The 26,500-nt window shown below is 58.8% G+C and carries 23 protein-coding genes and 6 pseudogenes; 9 read left to right on the plus strand and 20 right to left on the minus strand.

All coding sequences use genetic code 11. The features are described from left to right. The 7 genes from NKH78_RS31670 to NKH78_RS31700 all read right to left on the minus strand — a co-directional run. Positions 1 to 307, minus strand: a 307-nt coding sequence (locus tag NKH78_RS31670; RefSeq protein ID WP_352885078.1) for a hypothetical protein, incomplete at its 3' end; no start/stop codon positions are given. A 388-nt stretch (positions 308 to 695) separates the two neighbouring features. Next, complete coding sequence (locus NKH78_RS31675) at positions 696 to 1,565, minus strand: HAD hydrolase family protein (protein ID WP_352885079.1); 870 nt, start codon at positions 1,563 to 1,565, stop codon at positions 696 to 698. Further along, the gene (gene alr / locus NKH78_RS31680; RefSeq protein ID WP_352885080.1) at positions 1,546 to 2,619 is read right to left on the minus strand and encodes an alanine racemase; all 1,074 of its coding nucleotides are present in this window, start codon (positions 2,617 to 2,619) and stop codon (positions 1,546 to 1,548) included. The genes NKH78_RS31675 and alr overlap by 20 nt, the downstream gene beginning before the upstream one ends. Before the next feature lie 128 nt (positions 2,620 to 2,747). Continuing rightward, the gene (locus NKH78_RS31685; RefSeq protein ID WP_352885082.1) at positions 2,748 to 3,620 is read right to left on the minus strand and encodes a dihydrodipicolinate synthase family protein; all 873 of its coding nucleotides are present in this window, start codon (positions 3,618 to 3,620) and stop codon (positions 2,748 to 2,750) included. Continuing rightward, positions 3,617 to 4,306: a PALP domain-containing protein gene (locus tag NKH78_RS31690; RefSeq protein WP_352885083.1), complete on the minus strand. Its 690-nt coding sequence runs from the start codon at positions 4,304 to 4,306 to the stop codon at positions 3,617 to 3,619. The genes NKH78_RS31685 and NKH78_RS31690 overlap by 4 nt, the downstream gene beginning before the upstream one ends. A gap of 95 nt (positions 4,307 to 4,401) precedes the next feature. Further along, positions 4,402 to 5,880, minus strand: a complete 1,479-nt coding sequence (locus NKH78_RS31695) for an aldehyde dehydrogenase (RefSeq protein ID WP_352885084.1) — start codon at positions 5,878 to 5,880, stop codon at positions 4,402 to 4,404. Positions 5,881 to 5,908: 28 nt separating this feature from the next. Beyond that, complete coding sequence (locus NKH78_RS31700; protein WP_352885085.1) at positions 5,909 to 6,820, minus strand: dihydrodipicolinate synthase family protein; 912 nt, start codon at positions 6,818 to 6,820, stop codon at positions 5,909 to 5,911. Positions 6,821 to 7,568: 748 nt separating this feature from the next. Here NKH78_RS31700 and NKH78_RS31705 point away from each other — a divergent pair. Further along, positions 7,569 to 7,820 (plus strand): recombinase family protein, encoded by a 252-nt coding sequence (locus tag NKH78_RS31705; RefSeq protein ID WP_352885086.1) that lies wholly within the window; start codon positions 7,569 to 7,571, stop codon positions 7,818 to 7,820. Positions 7,821 to 7,913: 93 nt separating this feature from the next. On the opposite strand, the gene NKH78_RS31710 is transcribed toward NKH78_RS31705, so the two are convergent. Next, positions 7,914 to 8,066 (minus strand): hypothetical protein, encoded by a 153-nt coding sequence (locus tag NKH78_RS31710; protein WP_352885087.1) that lies wholly within the window; start codon positions 8,064 to 8,066, stop codon positions 7,914 to 7,916. A gap of 55 nt (positions 8,067 to 8,121) precedes the next feature. Here NKH78_RS31710 and NKH78_RS31715 point away from each other — a divergent pair, with 55 nt between their 5' ends. Next, complete coding sequence (locus tag NKH78_RS31715) at positions 8,122 to 9,093, plus strand: hypothetical protein (protein WP_352885088.1); 972 nt, start codon at positions 8,122 to 8,124, stop codon at positions 9,091 to 9,093. Here NKH78_RS31715 and NKH78_RS31720 read toward each other — a convergent pair. The 8 genes and pseudogenes from NKH78_RS31720 to NKH78_RS31755 all read right to left on the minus strand — a co-directional run bounded on the left by NKH78_RS31720 (position 9,081) and on the right by NKH78_RS31755 (position 17,615). Continuing rightward, complete coding sequence (locus NKH78_RS31720) at positions 9,081 to 9,263, minus strand: hypothetical protein (RefSeq protein ID WP_352885089.1); 183 nt, start codon at positions 9,261 to 9,263, stop codon at positions 9,081 to 9,083. The two genes, NKH78_RS31715 and NKH78_RS31720, sit on opposite strands and share 13 nt — an antisense overlap. After that, positions 9,260 to 9,714, minus strand: a pseudogene (gene tnpA, locus NKH78_RS31725) (IS66-like element accessory protein TnpA). The gene NKH78_RS31720 and the pseudogene tnpA overlap by 4 nt, the downstream one beginning before the upstream one ends. A gap of 367 nt (positions 9,715 to 10,081) precedes the next feature. Next, on the minus strand, positions 10,082 to 10,846 hold the full coding sequence (locus NKH78_RS31730) for an amino acid ABC transporter ATP-binding protein (protein ID WP_352885090.1): 765 nt from the start codon (positions 10,844 to 10,846) through the stop codon (positions 10,082 to 10,084). Further along, a complete protein-coding gene (locus tag NKH78_RS31735) occupies positions 10,843 to 11,685 on the minus strand; it encodes an amino acid ABC transporter permease (protein WP_352885091.1) in 843 nt (280 codons plus the stop codon). The genes NKH78_RS31730 and NKH78_RS31735 overlap by 4 nt, the downstream gene beginning before the upstream one ends. 271 nt (positions 11,686 to 11,956) lie before the next feature. Further along, positions 11,957 to 12,955 (minus strand): transporter substrate-binding domain-containing protein, encoded by a 999-nt coding sequence (locus NKH78_RS31740; protein WP_352885092.1) that lies wholly within the window; start codon positions 12,953 to 12,955, stop codon positions 11,957 to 11,959. 727 nt (positions 12,956 to 13,682) lie between these two features. Continuing rightward, positions 13,683 to 14,115: pseudogene (locus tag NKH78_RS31745) on the minus strand (IS6 family transposase); the annotation flags it as partial. A gap of 645 nt (positions 14,116 to 14,760) precedes the next feature. Then, positions 14,761 to 15,893, minus strand: a pseudogene (locus NKH78_RS31750) (IS630 family transposase). 687 nt (positions 15,894 to 16,580) lie between these two features. Beyond that, positions 16,581 to 17,615, minus strand: coding sequence for a proline racemase family protein (locus tag NKH78_RS31755; protein WP_352885094.1), 1,035 nt, complete (start codon positions 17,613 to 17,615; stop codon positions 16,581 to 16,583). A gap of 405 nt (positions 17,616 to 18,020) precedes the next feature. On the opposite strand from NKH78_RS31755, the gene NKH78_RS31760 reads away from it, so the two are divergent. The 3 genes and pseudogenes from NKH78_RS31760 to NKH78_RS31770 all read left to right on the plus strand — a co-directional run bounded on the left by NKH78_RS31760 (position 18,021) and on the right by NKH78_RS31770 (position 19,280). Further along, positions 18,021 to 18,503, plus strand: a complete 483-nt coding sequence (locus NKH78_RS31760) for a group II intron maturase-specific domain-containing protein (protein WP_352885095.1) — start codon at positions 18,021 to 18,023, stop codon at positions 18,501 to 18,503. Between the two features lie 80 nt (positions 18,504 to 18,583). After that, positions 18,584 to 18,862: pseudogene (locus tag NKH78_RS31765) on the plus strand (transposase); the annotation flags it as partial. Then, complete coding sequence (locus tag NKH78_RS31770; RefSeq protein ID WP_352885097.1) at positions 18,858 to 19,280, plus strand: FAD-dependent oxidoreductase; 423 nt, start codon at positions 18,858 to 18,860, stop codon at positions 19,278 to 19,280. The pseudogene NKH78_RS31765 and the gene NKH78_RS31770, both read left to right, overlap by 5 nt. Before the next feature lie 48 nt (positions 19,281 to 19,328). Here NKH78_RS31770 and NKH78_RS31775 read toward each other — a convergent pair whose 3' ends face one another. From NKH78_RS31775 to NKH78_RS31785, 3 genes are all read right to left on the minus strand, one after another. Beyond that, on the minus strand, positions 19,329 to 20,138 hold the full coding sequence (locus NKH78_RS31775; RefSeq protein ID WP_352885098.1) for a GntR family transcriptional regulator: 810 nt from the start codon (positions 20,136 to 20,138) through the stop codon (positions 19,329 to 19,331). A 44-nt stretch (positions 20,139 to 20,182) separates the two neighbouring features. Next, positions 20,183 to 20,938, minus strand: a complete 756-nt coding sequence (locus NKH78_RS31780) for an IucA/IucC family protein (protein ID WP_352885099.1) — start codon at positions 20,936 to 20,938, stop codon at positions 20,183 to 20,185. Between the two features lie 84 nt (positions 20,939 to 21,022). Then, complete coding sequence (locus NKH78_RS31785; protein ID WP_352885100.1) at positions 21,023 to 21,622, minus strand: hypothetical protein; 600 nt, start codon at positions 21,620 to 21,622, stop codon at positions 21,023 to 21,025. Positions 21,623 to 22,633: 1,011 nt separating this feature from the next. On the opposite strand from NKH78_RS31785, the gene NKH78_RS31790 reads away from it, so the two are divergent. Then, entirely contained in the window at positions 22,634 to 22,837 is a 204-nt protein-coding gene (locus tag NKH78_RS31790; protein WP_352885103.1) for a hypothetical protein, read from the plus strand. Here the strand turns inward: NKH78_RS31790 and NKH78_RS31795 are convergent. Beyond that, positions 22,765 to 23,215: pseudogene (locus NKH78_RS31795) on the minus strand (IS91 family transposase); the annotation flags it as partial. The gene NKH78_RS31790 and the pseudogene NKH78_RS31795 sit on opposite strands and share 73 nt — an antisense overlap. A 19-nt stretch (positions 23,216 to 23,234) precedes the next feature. On the opposite strand from NKH78_RS31795, the pseudogene NKH78_RS31800 reads away from it, so the two are divergent. The 3 genes and pseudogenes from NKH78_RS31800 to NKH78_RS31810 all read left to right on the plus strand — a co-directional run. Beyond that, positions 23,235 to 23,638, plus strand: a pseudogene (locus tag NKH78_RS31800) (transposase); the annotation flags it as partial. A gap of 575 nt (positions 23,639 to 24,213) precedes the next feature. Continuing rightward, positions 24,214 to 25,284, plus strand: coding sequence for a Gfo/Idh/MocA family protein (locus NKH78_RS31805; RefSeq protein WP_352885101.1), 1,071 nt, complete (start codon positions 24,214 to 24,216; stop codon positions 25,282 to 25,284). Between the two features lie 828 nt (positions 25,285 to 26,112). Next, entirely contained in the window at positions 26,113 to 26,493 is a 381-nt protein-coding gene (locus tag NKH78_RS31810) for a transposase (protein WP_245274633.1), read from the plus strand. Positions 26,494 to 26,500: the final 7 nt, after the last annotated feature.

Raw genomic sequence — 26,500 nt, forward strand, 5'->3', positions numbered from 1 at the left:
CCACGACGAAACCGGAGAAATGCGGCAACGACCGAAACCGCGCGACATCTGGTCGATCCGCGATAGTCCAGTCAATATCTTTCCTGAACGGCAGCACGCGCGGCGAACGCAGTGACGTGACATAACGGGCCACAGTATGCAGGTTCTGAAAACCTTGCCGGCGCTGGTTCGATAGATTCCAGTGCGGACTATTCTCGATGGGCGAGACGACCAGATCCGGGTTGAGTATGGATGCAATCGTCATATTGCAGGTATCCTGATTGGGGTCTTGATCGACGCCTGCACAATGTTCCTGTCGTTCATTCATGACCTCCTCTCCTAATTTCGCTATTCTCGCGTCCGCCCAAGGTCCCTCCGACGAGCAGGCTTGGGAAAAGTCATCGCACATGGGCTCAACTTCGACATATCATTGTCGACATATTGTCGTTAACTGTCAAATGCTTTTTGGAGGGGAGTCCGCGAAATGAATGGGCCAAGCGAAGCTGGTCCCGCCGCGAACTCGATATCGAGCTTCATCCCAGGACGATCGAGCGGGTACTAGAAAAATCGGCAGGTGAACAATGCCGCGACATCGGCGCGTTCGCCGATCCCGTCGTCTGCCATTGCGGCCCAGTATGCTCAGTGGGACGCGGTCTCGATCGCTTCACCCCAGCCGAATGTGCCAACTACTTCAAAGCCACAGGCTATGAACCGGATTAAACAGGACGTGCTCTAGATGTGCTTGCAACCACCCACTCAAAAGCCAAAGCCATTCCGCCAACGTCGCAAGATGGTGCCACGATGTCTGCAACTTCTTGAACGTGCGGCTTGGCGTTCGAAACGGTGATTGCCAACCCTGCCCAGCAAAGCAGACCTAAGTCATTATCGGAGTCACCTGCTGCAGCAACGTCATTTGCACCGAGACCAAACTCGCTCGCGATAAATGCAGCGGCGACGTCCTTTTGAACGCCTTTTGCGACCAGTTCCACAAGATTGGGACCCGATTGCGCTACCGTGAGCGCGCCGGAAAACCTGCTTGATAGAAGCGAAACGGAAGTTTCGATTGTCTCTTCGGGGAAAGTGCCAAGCAGTTTGAAAGGGGCTTTCGGTGCCCCGTTTGGTGTGCTGATGAGTTGAAGACGGTCGCCAGTGACATCGGTGCGCCGTCTAGCGACGGCTTCATCGGACTCAAGAACGAAACAAGTCTCCAAATCGAACCAGATAGGGCTCCCGCCGAGGTCGTGAACCGATGTCATTGCTTCAAGCGCTGTTTCGCGATCAAGTCGCGCTTCCTTCAGTGCAGTTCTGGATGAGAACGCTCCGATCCATGCGCCGTTGAAGCAGCAAACCATGTCCGATGCACCAACATCGGCATGCACGCGTTCCAACCCCACAGGTGATCGCGCTGATGCCAGGATGAGGGGGAGCTTTACCGAATGTAGCGACCGAGCCGCCGCCGAAACGGTTGGGAGCAACACGTGACTATGCGTCAGCAGGGTTCGATCGACATCGCAAATGAAAAGCCGTGGCACCGCGGTTCTGCAGCGCTCGCTTGAAAATCTGAGGCTAAACATGTCCCTCTCCATTCACGAAGAAGCGCTTACAGCCCCGGCCAAGCGCAATTATCGCTTCGTGCTCGTTCGTAGCGATGGTTTCTGCGACTTGCCGGTAGGTGATCGTATTGCCGACAATTTCGGCCGCTGCCCCGACATGCACTGCCGTTTCGGGAAATGCCGAGATATCGACGGCTGTCAGGTCCATTGAGACGCGGCCGACTACGGGCGCGCGCAGCCCGCCGAACACCACATAACCCCTGTTGCTGTTGTCGCGCATGAATCCGTTCGCGTAGCCAATGGCGAGAATTGCGATTCGTCGCGGTTCAGGCGCATGCCAGGTGCAGGAGTAACCGACTGGATCGCCCTTCTTCAGGGTACGGATCTGGACCACAGGCGCGAGTATGGTCGCAGGTTGTTCCATCGGATTATCAGCATCAGCAAGCGGATTGATTCCGAAGGTCGATTTGCCGGGACGGATAATGTCTCCGTGCAGTTCGCTTCCAAGAAAAACACCACAGGAATTCGCAATGGAAAGTGGCGCGCTGGGCAAGCGCATAGCACGCTTGGTGAGTCTGGATACCTGAAGGTGACAAAGATCGAGATCGACATCGTCGGCCGAGGCGAAATGCGTCATGTAGGCCTGAACACTGCAGGACGCGAGCAAGGGCTCGGCACGCTCATCATCCTCGGGGGCAAGACCAAGCCTGTTCATGGCTGTATCAAGATGAATGAAGGCCGGGCTCCTCTGGGCGGTCTGCTTTGCCACAGCCGAGATCACATGAAGTTGCTCCAGCGAGTTGACCACGGGAATGATGTCCCGCGCCCGGGTCTCGGCCATATCCGCCGGCGAAACGCCGTCGAGGACGGCGATACGTGGTCCAGCGCCAAGATCGGCGCGCAGCGTCAAAGCATCCTCCAAACGAGCAGAAAAGAATAACTCTGCGCCAATGCGCTGTAGCGCTCGCGATGCCTCGCGCATCCCGTGGCCATAGCCATCGCCCTTGACGATGGCGGCACAGGTGCCACTCGTCATCCGCGCCAGCTTGCGAAAGTTGCGCTGGATGGGAGCAAGGTCGACCAGCATGACCGGCCCACTGGAAAGGCTGCGTCGTGCCTCATGCGGAAAGGCGGCGAGGGAATGGGGACGGGTCATCGGAACCGGAGAATCAGAGGCTCCGAGCCGCCCGATGTCGGGCAGCCCGGATTTTGGGATCAGGCCGAAAGCGCCTCGACTGCGGCTTCGACCAGCTTCATCTCATCGGCCTTCAGCGGTGGCACAGGCCTGCGGCACAGGCCGACCCTACGGCCGGTCATCTCGCTCCCGGCCTTAGCGACCGGGTTGAAGGGCAGCGTCCAGAGCAGACGGCTGATCGGCTGGAGCGTCTTCCAGACCTTTTGCGCCTGCTCGTAGTCCTTCGACTTCACCAGGTCCCAGAGCTTACGGATCTGCGCGGGCGCAACGTTGCCGGACCCGGTAAACAAACCGGCGGCGCCGTTCACGAGCGCGAAAAAGTTGAGAAAGTCGCAGCCGCAGAACACTTTGGCGCCCTGCCCTACCAGCTTTTCGATGCGGCTGGGATCGGCGGTGCTGTCCTTGATGTAATCTACCCCGTCGATCTCCGAGAAGCGGGCAAAGATTTCCGGAGTGATGTCGAACTGGGTATAGGCCGGGATGTTATAGGCCATGATCGGGGTTTTGATCGCTTTGGCGATTTGTTCATAGTGCCAACGCACCCCGTCTTCTCCCGGGCCTTCGAAGTAAGGCGGCAGGACCAGGACCGCATCAGCGCCCAGGCCTTCGGCGTGCTTGGAGTTCTCCACTGCATCTTCGGTGCGAATCGCCGAGGTCTGGACGACCACTTTGGCGCGGCCATCGACGCGTCTGCAGACCACTTCGGCCAACTCGCGTTTTTCGGATTCTGACAGGAACGGAAATTCACCGGTGCCGCCATTGACCGCAATGATGTGCACATTGTTTTCGACAAGGGAATCGAGGTTTGCCTCGAACGCCGCAATGTCGAGAGTTGCACCATTGTCCTTGAACGCAGTGCAGATGGGTACGCAGACGCCTTCCAGAGTGCTCATACTAGTCTCCTTGTTGAGTGGCCCGTACAGGGCGGACGATCCTTTTGTTTCCAGGGCACATGCGCCTTGAGAAGGCTGCGCAAACGGGTCAACGAAGGCGGATCCAAATCGCCTTTGTTCGGAGTATTGATCGTGCGCGGCAAGGCCCTTGTCCCGACCCTAGAAGCCAAGTTCCTTGTGGCCGCCGAACAGCACGGCGAGGTCGCTTTCAGAAAAGCATTTGACTGACACGGTTCCTGGGGGAATTGCCTTAGCAACACGGTGGGCGACGTGAGGTTGTCGGTGTAGAGTTGCGACGCCAAACCGCAGTTTGTGTCGTTTGCGACTTTGATGATCTCGATTGCCGATAGCACCGGGCGAGAGATTTCTTCGCGTACCTTAGTCGACCCGGCAATCGGCAGGGAATTGTCAGCGTCGACGAGCCAGCGTGTAGCGTTCCAGCGCTTTACGAGATCTTCGGGGGCAACGAGCTGGGATTCGACGAAGTCGGACCGGCCGATCCCCGGAAAAGCAACCTGGAGATGGTACCGGGCGCCACGCAAACGCCCTTGCGCGTCAGCGATGTCGCCCCGATACGCACCGGGGTCATGCGATCGCACCAAGGCCGGGTTGGTCCAGAAGACCGGCTCCCGCGCCGAGAGCCGGGCGGCGAGCCGATCTTTGTCCTGGCTTGTATCGTCGAGCATATGATGTCCCTGACGCGAATGCTTCCGATCCCCACTGGAATGACCGGGCCGGGGCGGCTCCGGCGGCCATGCCGTCCACTTGGACCCTGCGCCGACTAGCGCAGTTGGATCCAGATAGCTTTCGTCTCGGTGTACTGGTCGTGGGCGGCGAAGCCCTTGTCCTTCCCGCCGAAGCCGGATTCCTTGTAGCCGCCGAAGGGGACCGCAAAATCGCCTTCTGAGTAGCAGTTGACCGAAACGGTGCCGGCGCGGATCGACCTTGCGATCAGATGCGCCCGGTTGAGATCGTTCGTATAGAGCGACGCCGCCAAGCCGTAATTGGTGTCGTTCGCGATGCGCACGGCTTCGGCGTCGTCACGGACGCTGATGACCGACAGGACGGGGCCGAAAATTTCCTCGCGCGCGATCACCATGTCGTTCGTCACGCCTTCGAAGATGGTAGGCTCGATGAAGTAGCCGCCGGTGCCCTTCAATACCTGATTGCCGCCGAGCGTCAGCTTCGCGCCCTCGGATTGGCCCTTCTCGATGTAAGAGAGGACCTTCTGCATATGCGGTTCCTCGATCATGGCGCCGATCTTTGTAGCGGAATCCAGCGGATCTCCGACCTTCCAGGTCTTGACGGTTTCCTTAAGCTTCGCGAGCAAAGGTTCGCGGATTTTTTCGGAGACGATCAGGCGCGTGCCGGCGGAGCAGTTCTCCCCCTGGCAAAACAAGAAACCGGCCGCGATCTGCTCGACCACGGGGGTGAAGTCGGTCACATCATCGAGCACGATTGCTGGGCTCTTGCCACCGCATTCCAAAACGATGCGCTTCATGTTCGATTCGGCGGCGTATTTCAGGAAGTAGCGGCCGACCTCGCCGGAACCCGTAAAGCTGATGCAGTCGACCTCCATGTGCAGGCCGAGCGCGCGGCCGGCGGTCGGGCCCATGCCTGGCACGACGTTAAGCACGCCCTCGGGAAGGCCGGCTTCGGCGGCGATGGCCGCAAGGCGCAGCAGCGAGAGCGAGGTCAGTTCCGCCGGCTTGATGACGATGGAATTGCCGGCCGCGAGCGCAGGCGCAATTTTCCACATGGCGACGAACAGCGGGAAGTTCCACGGCAGGACCGCGCCGACAACCCCGACCGGCTCGCGCACGATCATGGAAACGACGTCTACCGGGGCGGGAGACATCTGGTCGTAGAGCTTGTCGGTCGCCTCGGCATGCCAGCGTAGCGTCTCGATGCTGTCGGGAAGATCGACGTTGCGGGAATCGTTCAGAGGCTTCCCGCAGTCGAGCGTCTCGATCAGCGCGAGTTCTTCGCTGTTTTGTTCAATCAGGTCGGCGAAGCGCAGCAGCGTCTTCTTGCGGTCGCGCGGGGTTTGGCGCGACCACGACCCGCTTTCGAAAGAAGCGCGCGCGGCTGCAACGGCCTTATTGATGTCGGCCTCATCGCCCGAGCAAACCTGCGCCAATTCCTTGCCTGTGGCAGGGTTCAAAGTCGCAAACGTTTCGCCGCGTTCCGTGCCGCAATATTTGCCATTGATGAACGGGCGCGTCTCGAACGTCGCCGGGATCTTGATATTGACGGTCATCTTATGTCCTCAACCGGTTGGGGTACTTTCAATGCACCCAGGAGGTGATGTTCTGCGACTTGAGGTCTTCGTAGAGCTTGCGGAACTCGGAGCGCTCGGCATCGGAAAGGCCCATCAGCGGAGCGCGGACGTCGCCGATCGCAATGCCAGCGAGCGACGCGCCAAATTTAACGTACTGATTGAACTTCCCGCCGTTCTCCAGCAGGTAGATCAAAGGCATCATCGCCTTCATCAGCTTGCGCCCGAGCAGGAAGTCTTCCTTCTTCACACACGCGTTGTAGAGGGCGACGTGTTCGGCCGGCAGGAAGTTGGAAGCGCCGGCGATCCAGGAGCGCGTGCCCCACAGGAATTGGTCAAGTACCTGGTCGTCGAAGCCGCAGACGCGTTGCAGTTCGGGATAGAGGACCATGTGCTGGTAGTAGCGGGAGATTGAACCACTCGATTCCTTTATGGCGAAGATCTTCCTGATATCGAGGACGCCTTCGATGAACTCCCTGTCCATGTCCACGCCGGTGCGGGCGGGGAAATTATAGAGGATGATCGGCAGCGAGGTGCTCTTCGCGACGTTGCGGAAATGCGCAATGAGTTCCGACTTTCCCGGTAGGGAGTAGGGCGGAGCCGCCAGCAACTGCGCCCCGTAGCCCAGGCCTTCGGCGAATTTGGTGAGCTCAATCGTCTCCTCGGGCCGCATGCTGTTGGCGCCGACATAAAGCGGAATGCGTTCCTTCACAACCTTGGCCACGCGCGCCAGGACGGCTTTCCGTTCCTCGAGTGTCTGGGAATAGTATTCGCCGGTGGAGCCGCCGGGAATGAGGGCATGCACGCCGCTGGAGAGGAGAAACTCAACCAGCTTGTTCAAGGCCTTCAGGTCCAGACGGCCGCTATCGTCATAGGGGGTGGCGAGGGCCGTAAGGATGCCGTTCAGTTGAGGTATCTGCATTGGAAAAATCCATCCATGTGAAGGCCGGAATAGGTTTGGGAAGGTCGACGCGCGCTTGCTCTACCTCGGCCTTCCAGCCTTCAATATTGTCGACATATTGTCGTTTTTTCGTCTTGTCAATGGGTTTCGATGGTCAGCAGCTTGCAACGTGGCGATTCATCGCCTTCGTGCGGCGATAGTCCTGAACCTGGCTCTCCAGCTTCTCGATCAGTTCCTTCAGCTCGCAGTCGGCGGCGCTACCCGCTGCGCTACCACGCGTCGCCAGTCGAGACCTTCGAACGAAGGGATCCAGGAATATCCCTGCTGGTGAGTCTGACGAATCATCGGGTGAGCTGATCCGGGTTCTGGACCCACATCATCCGCTTTACAGGCGATCCTTCCGCGTGATCCGGAGAGTGGCGCATGGAGGCGGCAACTTTCCACCATCATATGAAGTCGATCATCGTGATGGATCAACATTGCTGATCGCGGTGGCAGCAACGCAGAAGTATGTAGAGGACACGAATCAGAGTAAATTGAGCGTCGAGGCGGTTCGGGATCTTGTCGCGGTGGCGGAATGTCTCGAAGGTCATGACCATAGACCCCAAGAGCCTGTGGGCGACGCTGCCACCAGCTTTGCGGCGTCAAATCCTCGACGACGTCGCCGCGGTTCTGGCGGAGGTGGCTCGCGAAGTCCGAACTGGTCAAGCCAACCCATCTGGCGCGTAGAGCGGTTATTTACGTCCGACAGTCGACGCCACACCAGGTAGTGAGCAACCAAGAGAGCCTGCGGCTGCAGTACGCGCTTCGCCAACGCGCTCGCGAACTCGGCTGGCATGATGCCGACATCGATGTCATCGATGCCGATCTCGGCTTGAGCGCAGCCTCCGCTGCAAAACGGAGCGGTTTTAAGGAATTTGTCGGACGGGTTGGCCTCAGCGAGATCGGGTTGATCCTATCGATCGACGTGACGCGGCTTGCTCGCAACTGTTCCGATTGGTACCCGCTCCTGGATATCTGAGGCGTGCGCGGCTGCCTCATTGCCGATCGCGATGGGGTCTATGATCCCGGCAGCGCCAATGGCCGCCTGCTTCTCGGCCTGAAGGGAACAATCTCAGAGCTTGAGCTGCATACGATGCGCAGCCGTCTGACGGCGGGTCTGCTTGCCAAGGCCGAGCGCGGCGAGCTTGCCCTCACGCTGCCGGTCGGCTTGGTGCGCGATCCAAGCGGGGTAGTTGTCAAAGATCCGGATCTCGCTGTTGTGCAATCACCTGCGCTCCCACACGGGCTTGCCGGCATGCCAGCACATCCGTGCTTCACGTGTGGATGCCGCCGTCGCCGACGCATTCTTGACGGCGCTGGGGCCCGCCGAGATTGATGTGCTGTCGCGGGCGCGACGGACACAGCAGCAGGTCGACAAGGCCTTACGCACGAGCGCGGAGCGTGAGCTTGAGCGCAAGCGCTATGCTGCGGCGCTGGCAGAGCGGCAGTTCAACCGCGTCGATCCCGACAATCGTCTTGTCGCCGGCGAACTCGAGCGTCGGTGGGAAGCTGCATTGAGCGAAGTCCGTGCTGCCGAGGAAGCGCTTGCCCGGCAAGCTTCGGCCGAGCCCGTTACGCAAATGGCGTTGGGCAGGGCCCTCAACAGCAAGATCGTCATCCTGTCCGGCCGCCTGCCGCAGATCTGGGCGAACGGCGCCACGACGGATGCTCATCGCAAGGCGCTATTGCGGTGCCTGATCGAAAAGGTCGTTCTCGATCGCGGCGAGCACGACGTTGCTCTGGTCAGGATCATCTGGCGAGGCGGCGCAGTGACTGAACTTGACGTGAAGATGAGCGTCAACTCCATCACCAAGCTCACCCATGGTCAGGAAATGCGCGCCCGTCTGCTCGATCTCGCGAGAGCCGGCATGCCTGATTATGAGATTGCCACCCTCCTCACCCGGGAGGGGCACCGCTCGCCCTATTGCGCCGATAAGGTCTTGCCGATCACGGTGCAGCGGATCCGGCTCGGTGCCGGGATCAGGATAACGACGCAGCTCAACCGCTGGACCCACGAGTCCACTTCGCTCAGCGCCACACAATTGGCCGCACGACTGAACATCCCCGTCAATTGGATCTATGGGCAGGTCAGGCAGAAGCGCCTCCTGATCGACCGTCAGCTGACCGGAGCCTACCTGTTCCAAAACTCCCCTCCCGTGATCAATGCGGTCCGCGACCTCCGCAACCACACCATCAGCCACCTTGATCTGAGAATCATTCAGCCTCACCAGGAGGGGCATCAACATGCGTGATCGTTCAAAGCTTCATACTGACCCCGCGACAGCCGCATCGTTCCATCCTGCACTTTGGGCCAGGCAAAACCACCCTGTTCCAGGATCAAGGCCAGCGCCTGATGACCACAGCGGAAGTCCACCGGGCGCGTCGCGATCAGGATCGGTAATCGTTGGCCCGCGACGATCATGCCGCCCCTCGCATCGCGCGCACCAAGGCCGCAAACCGGTCAACCGGCACATCGCCGGGAAACCTCACCACCAGGTCTGCGCCTATTTCTACCGTCACGATCCCCGAAGAGGCCTCGACCGGCTCCGGGACCGGCAAAGCATCGGCAGCTTCCTTCGACCCGTCGTAATCGCCAGGGGCACGAAGGCAGGCTCGAAAGCCCCGCTCTCCACGGCAGGTAAGGCGGGCATCAGGTCTGCCGGCAAGGTCAGAAGCCCTTCACGCGCTTGCCGGCGCCAGTCCGAAAGCTGATGCGCAATGAGATCATGACGACGCGCAACGTCAACAACCCGCGCACCGGATTGAAGGCTCTCCGCGACAATCCGCACCTTCAGATCATTGGGCCATCGTCGGTTTCCACGACGAGGCTCGACAAATTCGCATCGCCCAACAAATCCCTCCCCATCCGCCATGCCAAATCTCCAGCTCCTGCCGAAAACCTTCTGGCAGAAACCTCAATGTTCAGAAACACGCGGAATCAAAGGGGTGTAGGCGGCGCATACTGCAAGCTCCTCGAACGAGAAGTTGCCATCAAAGCCGCCAGGCCGGAACAGTGGCGAAGCGGGGCCGTGCGACGCATACCTCATGCGTTAATCTCCATAAGGTCGGGCTGCTACCTGGGAAGCTGCCTTCTCTCAAGGTGCTCATTAAGTGTCGAAGCAAGCTGCGCGATACCTAACTGCGTACGAATACTAATCAAGCCCGAAGAGCGGATGCGCAAGGCCGGCCGTGAACGAATTACGCCGATTGGAGCACGAGCCGCATCTGCTTATATTGTTTTCAGATGATTTTTGACAGAAACGCGCGCGTCCTCTCATGACAGGGGTTGCCGAAAATCTGCTCCGGATGGCCGGCCTCAACAACCATACCGTTGTCCATGAACACCACTCTATCGGCTACGTCCCTGGCAAAGCGCATTTCGTGAGTTACAACAATCATGGTCATGCCGCCGCCGGCCAAGTCGCGCATCACTTCGAGAACCTCGCCGACCAGTTCGGGATCGAGAGCGCTCGTCGGCTCATCGAAAAGCATCAGCTTCGGTTTCATCGCCAAAGCTCGGGCAATAGCGACACGCTGTTGTTGTCCACCCGACAACTGATCGGGATAGGCTGAAAGACGGTGCCCCAGGCCGACGCGTTCGAGGAGCGCAGTCCCGGCCTCTATAGCTTCACTACGGCGGCGATGCTGGACTTGCATTGGCGCCTCAATCACATTTTGAAGCGCAGTCATATGGGCGAACAGATTGAAGCGCTGGAAGACCATACCGATTTGCGATCGCTTGGCCGCAATCTCATCTTCCCGCAACTCGTAAAGCCGGTTGCCCTTGCGGCGATATCCGACAAGCTCGCCGTCGACGGAAAGAGTTCCGGCATCGATCTTTTCAAGATGGTTGATACATCTCAGGAAAGTGGATTTGCCGGAGCCCGAGGGCCCAATCAGGCACACGACTTCTCCCGACGCTACCTTGAAATCGATCCCCTTCAGGACAGAAACAGAACCATAACTCTTGCAGACCTGGGTCGCCGCGACCATCGGCTGGTTCATCTTACGGTCCTCGCTAATCGACCAAAAAACCACCATGAGCGTGAAGGAAGCTGACGATTGGGGCCAAGCCGCTTCTCAATCCGGCCTTGGATGAATGACAGAACCGTCGTCATCGCTAGGTACCATAGGCAAGCTACAAGCAGCAGCGGGATCGTCTGGAAGGTGCGGGACGAGATAGTTTGTACTGAATAAAGCAGATCAGAAAGCGCGATCACGCTGACAAGCGAAGTGGTCTTTAGCATCCCTATGGTCTCGTTACCGGTGGGGGGAACGATGACCCGAACGGCTTGCGGCAAAACGGTGCGTCTAAGTATCTGCGCGGGCGTCATTCCGAGCGCCCTGGCTGCCTCTTGCTGGCCCGAGTCTATCGATAGAATGCCAGCTCGCACGATCTCGGCCATGTACGCACCTTCATTCAAGCCGAGACCGAGAAGCGCTGCCGTATAGGGCGTGATCAGATCATTCGCGGATCCGTGAAAGAAAGTTGGACCGAAGGGAATGCCGATCGAGACGACTGGTATGAGAATGGCGAGATTGTACCAAAATATGAGCTGAACGAGGATTGGGGTTCCACGGAAGACCCAAAGATATAATGTGGCGGGAACGCTCAAGAACCGATTTGGGGACACTCGCATCACAGCCATGACGATACCGAGACCGATCCCAAGCGTCATTGCCGCTGCCGTCAGCCAAAGCGTCAACCCCAAGCCGGCCAGAACGATGGGCGAGAATAGGTATTGGAAGACGACATTCCATTCGAAATTCGGGTTATTTACTATGCTCCAGCCCAACCAAATCGCGACAAGAGCCATGAGCGCACCGGCGATCCATCGACCCATGTTCCGAACCGGGACCACGACAAGTTCGTGTTCCGGAATTGTCGACGTCGCGCCAGCAACAGGACCTCCGGAAGGTAGGTGGGGAGCGGTCCGACGGGTTGGCATGGCCCCTCCAGTTCTCGTTCTGATGTCGATCCCATCGGGGAGGTGCGTATCGCTCGTTATATTTGAAATTCGGTGCGGCATACTAACCTCAGCTTTCGGCTTACAGAAGCGAGCCGGCCGACGGACGGAAGAGCCTGTGCCCTCCCCTCCGCGCCCTTTGGCAATCCTACTTCGGCTTAGCGCCAGTGGACGTTAGATTGATCCCGGGCTCCTTTAGTTTAACAGCGTCAAGATCCCATTTGTCCAGGATGCGGTCATAGATGCCGTCGGCGATCAAGGCCTTGGTCGCGGCCAATAGTGCCGCTGCCAGCTCCTTGCTTTCCGGTAGCAGGACGAATCCTTGAAAATTCTTTGGAAGCACATCGATGACATACATCTTGGAACTAGCGACCTTTTTCTTCATGTCGGCCGCAGCCGATGCATCATTCGACATGAAGTCGACCCGGCCAGAAGCCAAGGCGAGAGTCACGGCGTCTATGGACGGGAACATGCTTTTGACGATAGCCGGCTTCCCGTCTTTCAGACATAGCGGATCCAGGATGTTATCAATGCTCATCGTGAAGCTGGTGCCTTTCTGCACACCTGCCTTCAAGCCGCAAAGGGAAAGCGGGTCAGCCGAAACCGAGCTGCCTTCCAGGGCAAATACCACATCGGTCGCAACCGAAATATCGACGAACATAAACTTCTTTTCCCGATCGAGCGTATCGGAAATGCATTCCAAGGCAACGTCAAAACGGCCACTCTCTAGGCCGGGCAGCAAGCCGTCGAAGTCGATCGAAGTCGGCTTGACCTTCACGCCGAGTTTTTGGCCAATCGCGTCCCAAAGGTCGGGCTCCCATCCGACCATCGTAACGCCATCTTCCGCGAAAGACTCACACGGGGGCCAGTGCGCGTCAGTGCCCAATTTGATGACGCCAGATTCTTGAATGGCTTTTGGCAGCAGGGCGTGAATGGCGGGGTCAGTCTTCACAGACGCTGTGATGGCGTCGTCGGCTAGCGCCGCGCCTGGCGCAACAAGCAGCATGCTTCCTTGAAACAGGACAGCGGCAAAGACCGTGCGAAAGAACCGAATAGTCATGTCAGTCAACCCTTTCTCAGCTTGGTTGGCGTCCGCAGCACGGCTGTGCTCGAAGCCGGGTTCTTCACAATAGAGCCGCGTACCCATCATCTCCGCTACGCATCGGTGCCGCCTCATAGCGCTCGATGTCAGCAATGCTGATCGTATTTCGTACATCTTGGATCCTCCCTTTCATCGATTTATGCGAAGACGACGCTGGGCCTGTTCCATCTCCCTCTCTGATGGGGGGTTTTCGAATTGCCGGTCGTCTGGTGATGCCGGTTCAAATGTCGCTTCTCCCGCGAAAAACGACATTACCTTTTTGCCTCACAGCGATTTCTGAGATCGGTCAGCGAATAGCGTGTTTGAATGGCCTCTTCATCAATACACATCTCGATGAAGACCGGTCTGCCAGCCGCAAGACAACGCTCAAAAGCGGGAGCGAACTCCTCGGTGGGGTCACCTTCGCCATAGGCCTGGGCCAGCGAGCGCGATACTCCGATGTCTCAAACGCCTGCACAGTGTTCCTGTCGTTCATACAGAACGTCCTCTCCAAATTCTCCATTCTGACAAGCTTGTCTAAGGCCGCTCCCACGAGCAGGCTTGGAAAAGTCGTCGCACGCGGGCTCAACTTCGACATATAATTGTCGACATATTGTCGTCTACTGTCAAATGCTTTTTTGGAGGGAAATCAGCAGAATTGGCCGATCACTGGTTGGTTGTGCCATTAGGACGACTGTCGGAGCCGATCCATTGGGGACTTGGTGGCGTGCTGTCACATGTTTGAAAAAGGTCAGCATTGAGCAGCGGGACCTAATTCAGGCCCACATTCCGGTCATGGCTTCCATTCCGCCATGGCCTTGCGGCGGTGATTATGGATGGCCAGCGCTGAGTTTTTGGAGCTTAGTGGGACGAAGAGATTTCGCAGTGCCGAGAAGATGTTAATGAAACGCTGCAGACCTCCCAGGCGATCAGAAGCGCTGCATCGTTCGCTCTCGTTTTCGCAAAGGTAGATGCGAGTTCTCCGCTCGATTGTTTATTCCCTTGTGGGATCGGTGCTCGACGGCTGGCATGACGTCACACTTGGCCGCACCATATGAGCGCAGTTTGTCGGTGATGATGCGCTTGGGTGGGAGATCTTGCTTTTTCAGCAGTCGGATCAGCAACCGCTTGGCGGCTTTTGTGTTCCTGCGGGTTTGAACAATCTCATCGAGAACATATCCGTCCTGGTCAACCGCGCGCCAAAGCCAATGTGTTCGGCCGCCGATGGGGGAGGACGCCGTGCGCCCGGAAGAATTCAATGACCCGGTCGCCCTCAGACCATCTTCATGCCGAACCAATACAACACGAGCCACTATAGTCTCCCGTTCAAACGCTAAGAATCCAGCCGTCGGCTCTGCCGGCGCTGATGGTGCTACGCCGGCCGCGACATCCATCACCGGTTGATTGTTCAGCTTGGATTGGACCTGCTGCAGGCCGGATCGACCGTCAAACTTGGTCACGCCAGCCAGCCATTTCTCAAGCTCATGGGGCTGTCCTTAGCCATTTCAAGGCAGCGTCATCGCCCGTCATGTTGCCTGGGGTCTCTTTGGAGAGTTGGCCGTTTCCCAAATGGAGGCGATGCACTGCAGGCCCCAGGTCGTTCAACCCGATCCATTCGCCGTCTCTGTTATCCTGGCCCGGCGAGCTCGCGCTGGGTGTAGGCCCTCAGGAGGGGCTCTTTTCATTACTGGTCGGCTCGCCGTTAAGCCAAATTGTCCCTCCGCCGACGCGGGACGCAGCGCACGGAAAAGGTGTCGCTGCAGAGTTGATCCGTGCCAAGAAGAAAATCTGCTGAAGGGCCCCCCAAACGAGGCCCCGAGTCATGTGTACGATGATTGCGCGCCACCAGACCAAGACAAGCACCGCGCCAACTAGTTCCGTTGTACAGTGATTATCACTCCTTGACGGGATAGGCTTTGCGGAGGTTTTTCGCGAGCCCTCTCGGTGGTGAACATCCACTGGATCTGAGCGCCTTCGGCGTTGCGCTGCTGTTGCCAAGCGGCGACCTCGGCGAGGATCGTTTCCTTGTCGTCGATGCGGCGGTCGAGGCATTGGCTGCGCAGGACGCCGATTTCGATTTCCACCATTTTTAGCCAGTTGGCGTGTTTCGGGGTGTGGTGAAACTGAAGCCGCTTCAGCACCGGCGAGCCTCCGGTGCGGGGAAGGCGTCGTAAAGCGCCCCAGCTGAATGGGTGGAGAGGTCGTCCATCACCACCCGGATGATCGAGGCGTCGGGATAGTCGACGTCGACCAGCTCGCGCATGCACTCGGCGAAGTCTTGGTTAGTGCGCGGGTCGGTGACCTTCACCCGGCGCCAGGGACGGTGGGCGTCGAGGAAGACGAACAGATTGACGGTGCCGTTGCGGCGATATTCGCAGTCGTAGCGCTCAAGCTGGCCCGGCTTGGCGGGAATAGGCTCACGCACCTCGCCGATGAGTTGGGACGGGCTCTCGTCGAAGCAGACCACAGGTCTTTGGGGATTGGGCGCCTCGGCGTAGAGGTCGAGCACATCCTCCATGCGGGCGACGTATTCCCCGTCGACCTTGGGGATGCACCACATGTCTTTGCGCCAGGGATTCAGATGGTTCTCCGCCAGCCGTCGTCGGACAGTCTCAGAAGACAGCTCTTCATGGTCGGTGAGCCGGACCATCTCATCGGCCAGGAGTTCGAGGGTCCAGCGGGCCCGTCCCGGTGGCGGCTTGAGCAGGCGGTCGCCACCGAAAGCGCCTCCTCCTTGCTCGATAGTTTGCGCTCATCGCCGGGGCGCGGCTCCTCGGTGAGCGCTCCCTCCAGGTTCGCTTCCACAAAGCGGCGCCGGGTCCGATAAATCGTCGATCCTGAGACCTTCAAGGTTGCGGGGACACCTCGTCGCTCACGCCGTCGTTCGCGGCCAAGAGGATCTGCGCGCGTTTTATTTTGCGCGTCGCGTGGCGCCCCCCGCTCAACAGGGCGTCAAGTTGATCACGTCCGATTGGCTAAGGTCCACACAAAACTTTATACTCACCTGCACCTCCTTCAGCGTGTAGGTGCAGATGAATCCGGAAATGAGTCAGTCACTTGGCGAACTACTAGCTGCGCCAAGCCGCGCTTTACGCAGCTTCAAGACCAGTATTTGGCCTTCATCTACGCCTATAGCCGGATCTTAAAACAGCCGATGCCAGTGCGTGGGAGTGATCGGGCGGTTCGTCAAGGACAAGATAGGCGCGTCTGCGCGTGTAGCCGTCGAAGTGTACCTTTGCACAGAGATTATGACGGGTTGTTTTAGCGCAAGATAGGAAGCGCTTCCGGAGGAACCAGAAGTTGGATGCTTCGGGCAGCTCCGGGCACCCGTGTGATGAGCCCGGCTTTTTCCAAGGTCAGCACCATCTGGTGGACGGTTGGAGCGGTGACGTCGAAATGCCGCATGTCGGCCTCCGGAGTCGCCGACATAAACTTTCGGGATATGCGACAACCCGATCCTGCGGAAGCCAGCATCCGCTGCGCTCGGTAATTCCCACACGACGGGGAGAGCGGGCCGCTTCTCCAAGCGCGTCTCGAGGAAACCGTATCCGCCGAGCAACTGGCGCAGAGCACGCCGCCTAGTTCAAGGGGAACGTCCTTCAATTTCTGAAGCGATCCATCGCTTCAAAAGTGAAGATCGTGACGTCCTGAACAGGGCTCTGGCCGCGGATGGACGACGAGTTTCGCGACGTTACTTGAGCAGGTCGAAGGCGTCGCCCCAGCAGTCGGACACCATGTAACCAAGCTGGTGGGGATCGGTTGGGTCGACGCCGATCTGATGGATGCCGTGAATCCAACCGCGCCCGGAAATCCTCGGCAATATGGCGGGCTTTCCAGCTACCGTGGTAGTTCCGATGATCGAAACCTCGAATTCGCTGTGGATGATCGAACGCGCGATCTGCGTCTCGCCTTCCGCGAACTGGCCGCGCGCATACATGACCGCCAGTCGCGCGCTGTTGCCCGTGCCGCATGGCGAACGGTCGACGCGGCCCGGAGGGACGACGGTGACGCCTTTCATCCGGCCCTCGTCGTCGTAGCCGACGAACATCGTGTAGGACAGCCCGCTCAGACCGGCTATCTCCGGATGCCGGACGTCAAGCTGGGTGTCGATGGCCCGCTGGACACGGCAGCCGAGATCGACCAGCTTCCTCGCGTTCTCGGTCGTGAGCTTCAGGCCGAACTGATCGGGATTTATGAGCCCGTAGAAGACGCCGCCATAGGAAATGTCTACCACCACCTTGCCAAGACCTGGGACATCCACCTCGGCGTCCAGCAGCAGCGGGAACGACGGCGGCATGTCGAGAGTGACGCGCTCGCATTTCCCGTTTGAGCATTTGGCAACGGCCTTGACGAGGCCGGCCGCGCTTTCGATGGTGACGACCGTCTCGGGCTCCTTCATCTCGAGAATGCCGGTCTCAAGAAGCACCGTGACGAGGCAGATGCTGTTGGAGCCGGACATGGCATGCGCCTTGTCGCCCTGCAGGATAATGAAGGCGGCGTCGGCCTCGGGATGCACCGGCGGCAACAGGAGATTTGTGCTCATCTGCGCGCATCCCCTGGGTTCGTTCACCAGGAAGCGGCGCAGCCGGTCATCGACGTTGTTTATGTAAAGCAGCTTGTCGAGGATGGTCGAGCCCGGAATCGACAGGACACCCCCAGTGACGACACGACCGACGTCTCCTTCGGCGTGTGCTTCCACCATCGTGAAGGTCTTGCTCCAGCGCATTCGGGCTCCTCAAACTGGCGGATAACTCTCGGCTCAGCATTGTCTACATAATGACGACAATTCGCTTTGAGCCGCTGGATACCAGACCGGCGCACATATTTCAAGCGGGGCGCGCGTAGGGAGTGCGTAGGGAGCCGCTCCGCGGCAGCACATTCTTCGGACGCCGGTCGGCGGCGACATGTTATCGGCACCGGCCACGGGAAGGCCGCCGGCTCTGCGCCTCGGGCTTCTCGAGGTATTGCTGAGACGCGCAAGCTGATACGCCTCTTCACTCGCTTACTTCGACCTAAGGCCAGCTGGGGCTCAACGTTCCTGCTTGTGGCCGCCGTGACCCTGATCCTGTGGACGCCGGCGTTCCTGGTGGAAATCTAGAGCACGTCCCGTGATCAATGAATCGATTATGATGTGACGGCTGCGTTTTGTGCTGATTCAACATTCACTGCGATGGAGGTGGATGATGGGAAGAGCATTGAGCGGGGATCTTCGGTCGCGGGTCTTGAAGGCTCGCGACGCGTGGCGAACACACGGCGAGATGAGTTCTTCTGTGGTTACACGCCTGCGGCCAGCCCAACGGCAATGAAGTCGATGCGGGCCACGATCAAAAGCTTGGACATCCCGCGGCAGACGCCGGAGACGCTGGCTGAAATCGCCCAACAGCTCAATCCACTCCTTCGCGGATGGATAGCCTATTATGGCCGCTACAGCCGTTCGGCCCTGTCCACTCTGGCTGATTACGTCAACCGGAAGCTCAGGGCGTGGATCATGCGGAAGTTCAAGCGCTTTCAGTCCCATAAGACGCGTGCCAGCCTCTTCGTGAGAAAGCTGGCGCGGGAAAATCCAGGACTGTTTGTGCACTGGAAGGCGTTTGGAACGAATACGTTTGCCTGATGGGAGCGGTGTGAATCGAGAGGTTCACGCACAGTTCTGCGAGAGGCCGGCAGGTGAAATCCCTCCGGCCTACTCACCCCGGCCTGTCCACAAAGATGACCCGCCTGCGTGGAAGAGCGCCGCGCGGCAAGCGCTGCCGGGCCGGTGTGCCGCATGGCCACTGGAAGACCACGACCTTCACCGGAGCGCTGCGGCTGACGGGTATGACTGCGCCCTTCGTGTACGACGGCGCCATGAACGGCAACGTGTTCCTGGCCTGTGTCGAGCAGGTGCTGCTCCCGACATTGTCGGAGGGCGACGTAGTCGTCATGGACAACCTGCCCGCCCACAAGGCCGCCGGCGTGCGCGACGCGATTGAGGCGCCGCTGCCAATCGCAGCTTGAAACAGGTTCGTCACCACATCATACGAATCGACGAGCCCTTTCAAGCGGTCTCAGGGTGGGTGGCTGGGCCGTATTTGCCGTACTAAATCCCGAGCCGAAACAAGCCTATTTCGATCGCATCGAAAAAATTGCGGAACGGACTTTTCCGCACCTGTGCACTCAGGGTCGTAAGCCTTGGTCAGGCCTGCCCTCGACACCGGATTCGGTACCGGTTATCTCACGATCCAGAGCGAAGGGGATATTCTACTCGGCGGGCCACGGCCATTGCGGACTGAGCTTGGCCGCGCCCTCGGCGGAGCGGACATATTGCGGGATCCTCCGCGCCATCTTCCATGAAAATCCCTCAAGGTGGCCGGCCAAAGATCGCGTGCCGCTGTCGATCGAAACGGTATAACTCGACATTAAGTCGACAGTCAAGCGACAAGCTTGAAAAGGGCTCCCGTCAGGTAGCGACTCTCATTTTCGAGGTGATGCTCCGCTCCATGTATTCCAGGAATTCCCCCTTGAACTGCCTCGCATGTTCGTCGGCAAGGCGTTCGGCCTCGTCTGCATCTTGAACGCGGATGGCTTCGACCATTTCTCGATGGTGCTGGTTTAGGCGCGCTTCTGTGGAACCGAGGCTCTTGAAGAGGAATTCATTATGAAAGTAGAGCATCCGTCGCCCTTCCTCGAGAATCCGCTTGTAAAATCCGGCAAAATACTGATTGCGGCCCGCCTGCGCGATCCTGTAGTGAAAATCGTAGTTGCCTTCGATGATAGGCAACCAGTCGCCGTTAGCGAAACTGAGCTTGACCTTCTTCTCGTATATCCCAAGTGTAGCTTCGATCTCCTCTATATCCCGTTGCGAGCGGCAAATGGCAGCTGACCTATGGGTAGCGCGCTGCAGAAGATCCAAAGCATCCAGATATTCGGGCACGCTGCGGAAATCGAGAGGAGCTACAATCGTGCTGCGGTTCTGAAGCGTAACGACCAATCCCTCGCTCGCAAGGCGCACTAGGGCCTCTCGAATAGGGGACCGCGAAAGTTGGAAGCGTTTTCCTAACCCTACCTCATCCAATGGGGCGCTCGGGAGCAGCACCATGCTAAGAATGTTGTGACGAAGCTCGGTATAGACCCTGGTACTTCCGGCTTCTCGCGGAACCGTGGTCTCTTGCGCCGCCGCTGCTTTTTTTACGGGTATGTTCATCCGTATCTTCCTCCAGATCAGCTTGATCGGGCAGACCATCCGAGGTGCCCAAACGGCTTCGCTCAACGGCCTATCCATGATGTTTGGGTAGCTACTATTACCCAGACTGGTCAAAGTCGACAACCTGCATACATGATTATGCGGCCCGGACGTAGAGAATATTTCGGCCGACGCGGGGTCATGGTCCTTTCCGAGGGCGAGTGCCTCATGATGATGTCCGGGTCGGGTGCCTCAACGTGGCGGCCCGCGTGCTCGTCGCCCGTCTCCGGGTGGTGCAAGATTGCGCCCAGCTCTTCGGTGAAGATCTCTAGCTTTCCGTGGATATCCTTCTCCTTTGACAGGATATCGGATATGAGGGTGCTGAAACGCGGCCCCATGTAAACCCACTTTGCCCCCAAAGTACGCTCTCCGCTCGTCAGCCAGATTGCCACCGGCAGCTTGATAAACGGCCTCGGTTCCTCTGTGTCCGGCAGCATCGTCCGGAAGGACATAGAGGGCAACGTTAGGACCTCAGGGCCATTGGGGTCGAAAACACCCGAAGCAATCTCGGACGCGAATTCATGACGCACGAATTTCTCAAGATGCCAGCCATGGACGGGCATAGCAAGCCAGTCCTCAGGCGACTTTCCACGTTGGCCCAAATCTTCGACCCACTTGTGCCAGAGGTCGGGAAACTGTTGTGAGAACCATTCCGAATAGCTGCCGACATGCGGCATTTTCTCCACATAAACCCACTCCTTGCGAAGCCCTGTGACGCGCACCGGCACACGAGCACCGAACTCAGGCGACAACGCAATCACTTCCTTGGGCGACAGCCTAGGCTTCGCCTTCCACGTCGGATAAAAAGGGGTGACCTTCCAACGCACCCCACTGATCGAGCGTCATGGCCGCAAGGTGCGGCGGCAGGGTATTAGCAATATAGGCGAGGAACCCTTGGGCGTCTGCTTCAACTATTTTTCCTCGCAGTGCAGCGCTCCAGCGCTTCCGGTAGCGACGCGCCAGGACGTCGTTGCTGATGCTGTTATCAATGCCGCGGCAAAGATTCTCCAAGCCGTCGACGCAGGCGAAGTCGCCAAATCGGGTGCGACCTGCGTTATGAGATCAGAAGCATCATCGATAAGCTGCCGGGTGCCGGTTCCCTCCAGCACTTCGATGCGACCACGGTTTTGCAAAGTTCCGGCAGGCGCAGCGTGCAGATCGGTGAAATGCAGCACCCGGCGCGACTGCCAAAGGGGCAGCCAAGCTTGGTTGCTGTCGCAAGCCCATAATAAACCATCTGATTCAAGAAGACGCTCGGCGAAAAGGCAGCGTACCAACCGGTTGAGCGCATTGCGCGATGCATTCTCCCAAAGGTCCACATCGCGCACCTTAGCTTCGCCGTTTGCCGCGGAAGGCCTTCTCTCGTCCATTGGCGTCCTCTGACCAAGTGTTTCGCAAGTACGCGAGCGCTTTCTGACGACCGCCGCCAGCAGCTTCTGCTGCCTCGCTACAAGGAATTTCAAAAATTGTGCCAACTGAGCAGAAGGAGCGGCAGAATGGATGTCCTGCATATTGCTCAAAGACTTAAACGAAGGGGATCAGCAAACAAAGCCGACCACCACCGTGTCACGAACTCGACAAAACCGACAATTGCGTTCGGCGCCGGACGTTTTTGCCAAGCATCGCGATCTGTTGAACTTGGCGACGCAGATCTGCGCCGACACAGCGTTCAGGAAACCGAGCGACAGGGGCTGTAGGCGAGGCATTGCTGCGCTGCCCCTTGCTCGAGGAGCACCGTCGCCGGGCTCAAGGTTCTCCCCGTGGTCGATCGCAAGAACCGCCGCAGTTAACGGGTGGGCCGAAGTGGTTTTCGCGTTTACATTGGACCACATGCGGGGAATCGACCTCATCCGCACAGGTGTCCGGCAAGGAGCCATCGTAACCATGCGGCGTGAGCCGCGGCTCACGTCCTTGGAGCCATCGATGCCTGCGAAGTACGACAGCAAGCGCACAAAGACGGATGTCCTCATCGAAGAGGGCACTTTCGAGAAGGTACGCGATCCAAGGTTTCGGGGCAGCGAGTTCTTCGACCCCACGATACCGTGCAGGTCAGATACGAGATGCTGCATCGCGTCACTATCGACAAGGTGTCGGTGACGGAGGCCTCCGACGAATATGGCGTTTCCAGGCCAACCTATACCAGGCCAAGGTGAACTTCGACATGGCCGGGATTGCCGGGCTCATGCCGACAAAGCCGGGGCCGCGCGGCCCCCACAAGATCGACGACAAAGTCCTGGCATTTCTGCAGGCGCTGCTCGCCCCAGGCCCACCCCTTCGCGCTCGCGAACTGGCAAATTAGCTTGGCGACGCGACAGAAAGGCGGGTGGCGAGAGTGCGCTAGGGTGGATTGCGGCGCTGAGCTAAAAACGTGTTGGACTAAGCCGCCGGCACGGGTGGCCGCTATTGGCTTTCAATTGGGCCGCACCCATGAACAGGCATCGAGGCGGTGCGGATGCGGTCGCGGACGCGGCGATTGAAGGCGTGGCGTGCGCCGAAAGTGGCACGGATATCGGTTCCGGCATGTGAGGATCGGCGCCGCGCCCTGCCTGGGAGAGGTTGCCGGCGATGACGCACACTTTTTGCGGGGCTGGCTCAGTTTGGCTTCCAAGCGGGCCGGCGCGATGCTGATGACAGCGAAGGCGACGCCCCTGGTTCATGACGTGTCCTGGTATGGCGGGCGTCCGGTGACGCCGTCGAAGATTTCGATGATGATCATCTGGCCTTGACGACAGGCGGGGCATTGCCTGAGGGAATGCCCGGTGAGATCCTCGTAGCGGTCGCGATAGTCCTTTGCGGATCGGCTATCCGACGGCTCGGGAACCCGACATGCAGAGCAGGTCGCGGCAGCAGGCGAGCTTTTGCGTTCGGTGGCGATTGCCGAGGAAGCCGTAGTAGTGGATGCGATGGAAGCCCTCGGGCAGGACGTGTAGCAGGAAGCGGCGAATGAACTCGTCGGCCGCGACGGTCATGACCTTCTGCCGACTGCCGCGCCGATAGTGCTTCCAGCGAAAGGCGACTTTGCCGTCCTCGGTGGCGACGAAGCGATTGTTGGAAATGGCGACGCGGTGCGTATAGCGGCCGACATAGTCGAGGACCTGTGCGGGTACTGACAACACGAAGCCGTCGCCGGTCACCATGCTAGTGGAGATCAAGGGGCTCGGCGCGGAGTTTGCCAACATCCTCTGGTCAGAGGGACTGTTCCGGCATTTTGATAACAGCCGTCAAGTTGCTGCCTATGCCGGCCTGGCGCCAACGCACTGGCAAAGCGGCTCGATCGACCGCGAGCAAGGCATTTCGAAGGCGGGCAATCCGAGATTGCGCACGACGTTGATCCAATTGGCCTGGCTGTGGTTGCGGCATCAGCCGAATTCGGCATTGGCGCAATGGTTCAAGGCCCGCATCGAACATAATGGCGGGCGCATGAAGAAGATGACCATCGTCGCGCTGACGCGCAAGCTGCTGGTGCACTGTGGAAGTATGTAACATCGGGAGTCGTCATCGAGGGCGCGGTCATGAAAACGGCCTAACGTTTCGCTCATCTCTTTACACTTTCCGATACCTCCAGGGTCTCAAGAACCCTGGCGGTTCCGGGCCGAGACCGATGCACCCCCTGGCGAAATGCCGAAGTCTAGAATGGTTTTGTCGACCTGAGCCCTGCCCGCCGGACGCGGGATGTTGGTGCAGCCGGAATAACGGCGACCGTATTGAGGTGGATGAGGCTCGGCAAAACGGGCCGGGTCACGTAGTCGGGCTTGGAACCTGGAACCGATACCAATGAGGACCATGCCATGTTTTAACGCACTTGACACAGATGTTCCATGTGAGGGGTGTACTCCATCCCTGTCCGGCTTTGCAAAGGCGCACACAAGTTTGAACGGCAGTCATTGCAACAAAACTCGAAATAAAATTCGCAGATTCTTAACGCCGCAAAATCGTTGATGATGGTAGCCTCGGAGCAAGTCTGAGTTCGAGCGCGGCTACAAAGATGCCGACAATCCTTCAGACCGCCGCACGGAACGCACAGAAGGGGTCCACAGCCAATGGCAAGAGCGCTGATCATACTTGGAGGCACGTTCGTCTAGTCTAAATAGGAGGTGGTATCATGCCAACTAGGATAGTTCAGGTTGGGCTTGGTCAATGGGGTGCAGACTGGGCTGAGACCGTCGTACCTCAGGTGCCCGAAGTCGAGGCGGTAGGTTGGGTCGACCCGAATCCTGAGGCGCTGGAGCGAGTGGAGCTGCGGCTGGGTTCTCGCCCGGACCGGTGCTTCCCAACTTTGGAGGCAGCACTCTCCAATATCGATGCCGACGCTGTCTTGGTTACGGCGGACGTCCGGGCGCATGCTTCCCTTGTTGAACTTGCTCTGGAGGCCGGCAAGCACGTATTGGTGGAGAAGCCGTTTGTGTCTACGACCGTCGAGGCGGAGCGTCTCGCTGATTTGGCGGACCATTATCACCTAATACTTATGGTCAGCCAGAACTTCCGCTTCTTTCCTGCAGCTATCAGTGCTGCCCGGCTTGTCAGAGAGCAAGTACTCGGACCGGTAGGCGCAGTCCGCATCGAATTCCGGCGGTTCCTGAACTGTACGCCAGCCGATGAACCTTTTTACGCCTTACGACAGCCCCTTCTTGAGGATCTTGGTATCCACCACTTTGACCTGATGCGCATGGTGCTCGGGCAGGAACCCCGGCAGGTATATTGTACCGCTTGGCAACCGCAAGGGAGTTCGTTCAGAGAGCCGCCCGCAGCGGCTGCGACGATCATCTTCGATCGAGGCACCGTCGTCACCTATCGCGGCAATTGGCTTAGTGGTGGAGTGGAGACGCCGTATGGCGGCGAGTGGCATTTGGAATGCGCCGAGGGCGAGATCATCTGGACCTGCCGCGGTGACCGTGATGTCACATTGGACGGCGATCACGTCAGGATCCGAAAGCGCGGCCACCGCATAGTGCCGATCGGCCTTCCCGAGATGGCATCTTTCGGACGTAGAGAAAGCTTGGCGACCTTTGCGCGCGCCGTCGAGATCGGCACGGTCGCACCGTTCGCCAGCCTGGGGCGTGACAATATTGGCAGTCTCGCTCTCATGCACGCCGCGATCACGTCGGCGAAGACGGGGCGAGTGATATCGGTCGAGACGATCAATAGCAAGCGCCCGAAATCGACCTCAGACTAAGACAAGCGCGTCCTGTGATCGATGGATCATTGTGATGTGACGACGGCGTCCGCTGGTGATTCAAAATCCACTTTCATGAGGTGGACGATAGGAGAAGCACTTGGCGAAGATCTTTGGCCCGGGAGCTGAAGGCCTCGGACACTGGCATGTCGTCCGCGTGAGCGTGCCATCATCGCCGCACCGTCAACCTGCCCGTGCTGCGGTTCGGCCAAGCTGGCAAAGCTTGGCGAGGACGCGCATTCTTGCCCAATATGAAGGGGGCGTGGCAGATTGAAAAGGCCGACATTGTACCTTCTCCTGCAACGATTTGACCGCCTTGGCCGGCCCAGTTTCTTGGCAGGTTTGAGGCCGAAGCAACGCGACGCCTACCCAATACAGGCCAGATCGCCGCGCCGGAGCGGCTCGTTGCAAAGACGCACACAAAGCTTTGAACGGCAGCCGTTGCGACAAAACTCCAAAACTCGAAATAAAATTCGCAGATTCTTAACGCCGCAAAATCGTTGACGATGGTAGCCTCGGGGCAAGGTCTGAGGTCAAGCGCGGCTACAAAGATGCCGACAATCCTTCAGACCGCCGCACGGCACGCACAGAAGGGGTCCACAGCCAATGGCAAGAGCGCTGATCATACTTGGAGGCACGACAATGGGCTCGGGTCTGCTATACGTCCAGACTGCTCAGCGTCTTGGCCTTCAGCCAATTACCCTTTCGGCCGCCAACGTAAGCGCCAAGCTGACCCCATCTGGCGCGGCTTGAGGTGATGAGCGAGACATACTGACACTGAAGCAAGGAGCCGAGGAGCTTGCAGTGTCAATTTCTATGTCTGCGCCTATGCCTGATGATAGAAGTTTCCATGTTCTTGAAGCGGTTGCCAACCGACTGGAGGCAAGCCCGCAGCGTCCGCGGCGGCGCTGGTCGGCGGAAGCGAAGTCGCGGCTGATCGAGGCGACACTGAAGCCGGGCGCGAATGTATCGGCCATTGCCAGACAAGCGGGGATGGCGCCGGCCCAGCTGTTCGGCTGGCGGAGCAAGGCGATCAAGAGCGGTGCGGTCACGCCACACAGGGATGCGGAGCGGCTCGGCTTTGTCGAGGTCACGCCGACAGCGTCTGCGTCAGTGGAGATCGAGCTGGGTGGCGTGGTCATTCGCGCCGGTGCCGATATCAATGAGGAGCAGCTGGTGCGGATTATCCGGGCGGTTCGCCAGGCATGATCCCGGC

Source organism: Mesorhizobium sp. M0910 (genome assembly GCF_040319465.1).
Taxonomy (GTDB): Bacteria; Pseudomonadota; Alphaproteobacteria; order Rhizobiales; family Rhizobiaceae; genus Mesorhizobium.

Excerpts from the sequence above, each read along its gene's own strand:
- NKH78_RS31675 (WP_352885079.1), bottom strand. The coding sequence starts at position 1,565 with ATGGAGAGGGACATGTTTAGCCTCAGATTTTCAAGCGAGCGCTGCAGA.
- alr (WP_352885080.1), bottom strand. The coding sequence starts at position 2,619 with ATGCTGGTCGACCTTGCTCCCATCCAGCGCAACTTTCGCAAGCTGGCG.
- NKH78_RS31685 (WP_352885082.1), bottom strand. The coding sequence starts at position 3,620 with ATGAGCACTCTGGAAGGCGTCTGCGTACCCATCTGCACTGCGTTCAAG.
- NKH78_RS31690 (WP_352885083.1), bottom strand. The coding sequence starts at position 4,306 with ATGCTCGACGATACAAGCCAGGACAAAGATCGGCTCGCCGCCCGGCTC.
- NKH78_RS31695 (WP_352885084.1), bottom strand. The coding sequence starts at position 5,880 with ATGACCGTCAATATCAAGATCCCGGCGACGTTCGAGACGCGCCCGTTC.
- NKH78_RS31700 (WP_352885085.1), bottom strand. The coding sequence starts at position 6,820 with ATGCAGATACCTCAACTGAACGGCATCCTTACGGCCCTCGCCACCCCC.
- NKH78_RS31720 (WP_352885089.1), bottom strand. The coding sequence starts at position 9,263 with ATGATCGTCGCGGGCCAACGATTACCGATCCTGATCGCGACGCGCCCG.
- NKH78_RS31730 (WP_352885090.1), bottom strand. The coding sequence starts at position 10,846 with ATGAACCAGCCGATGGTCGCGGCGACCCAGGTCTGCAAGAGTTATGGT.
- NKH78_RS31735 (WP_352885091.1), bottom strand. The coding sequence starts at position 11,685 with ATGGGTCGATGGATCGCCGGTGCGCTCATGGCTCTTGTCGCGATTTGG.
- NKH78_RS31740 (WP_352885092.1), bottom strand. The coding sequence starts at position 12,955 with ATGGGTACGCGGCTCTATTGTGAAGAACCCGGCTTCGAGCACAGCCGT.
- NKH78_RS31755 (WP_352885094.1), bottom strand. The coding sequence starts at position 17,615 with ATGCGCTGGAGCAAGACCTTCACGATGGTGGAAGCACACGCCGAAGGA.
- NKH78_RS31785 (WP_352885100.1), bottom strand. The coding sequence starts at position 21,622 with ATGCAGGACATCCATTCTGCCGCTCCTTCTGCTCAGTTGGCACAATTT.
- NKH78_RS31805 (WP_352885101.1), top strand. The coding sequence starts at position 24,214 with ATGCCAACTAGGATAGTTCAGGTTGGGCTTGGTCAATGGGGTGCAGAC.
- NKH78_RS31810 (WP_245274633.1), top strand. The coding sequence starts at position 26,113 with ATGCCTGATGATAGAAGTTTCCATGTTCTTGAAGCGGTTGCCAACCGA.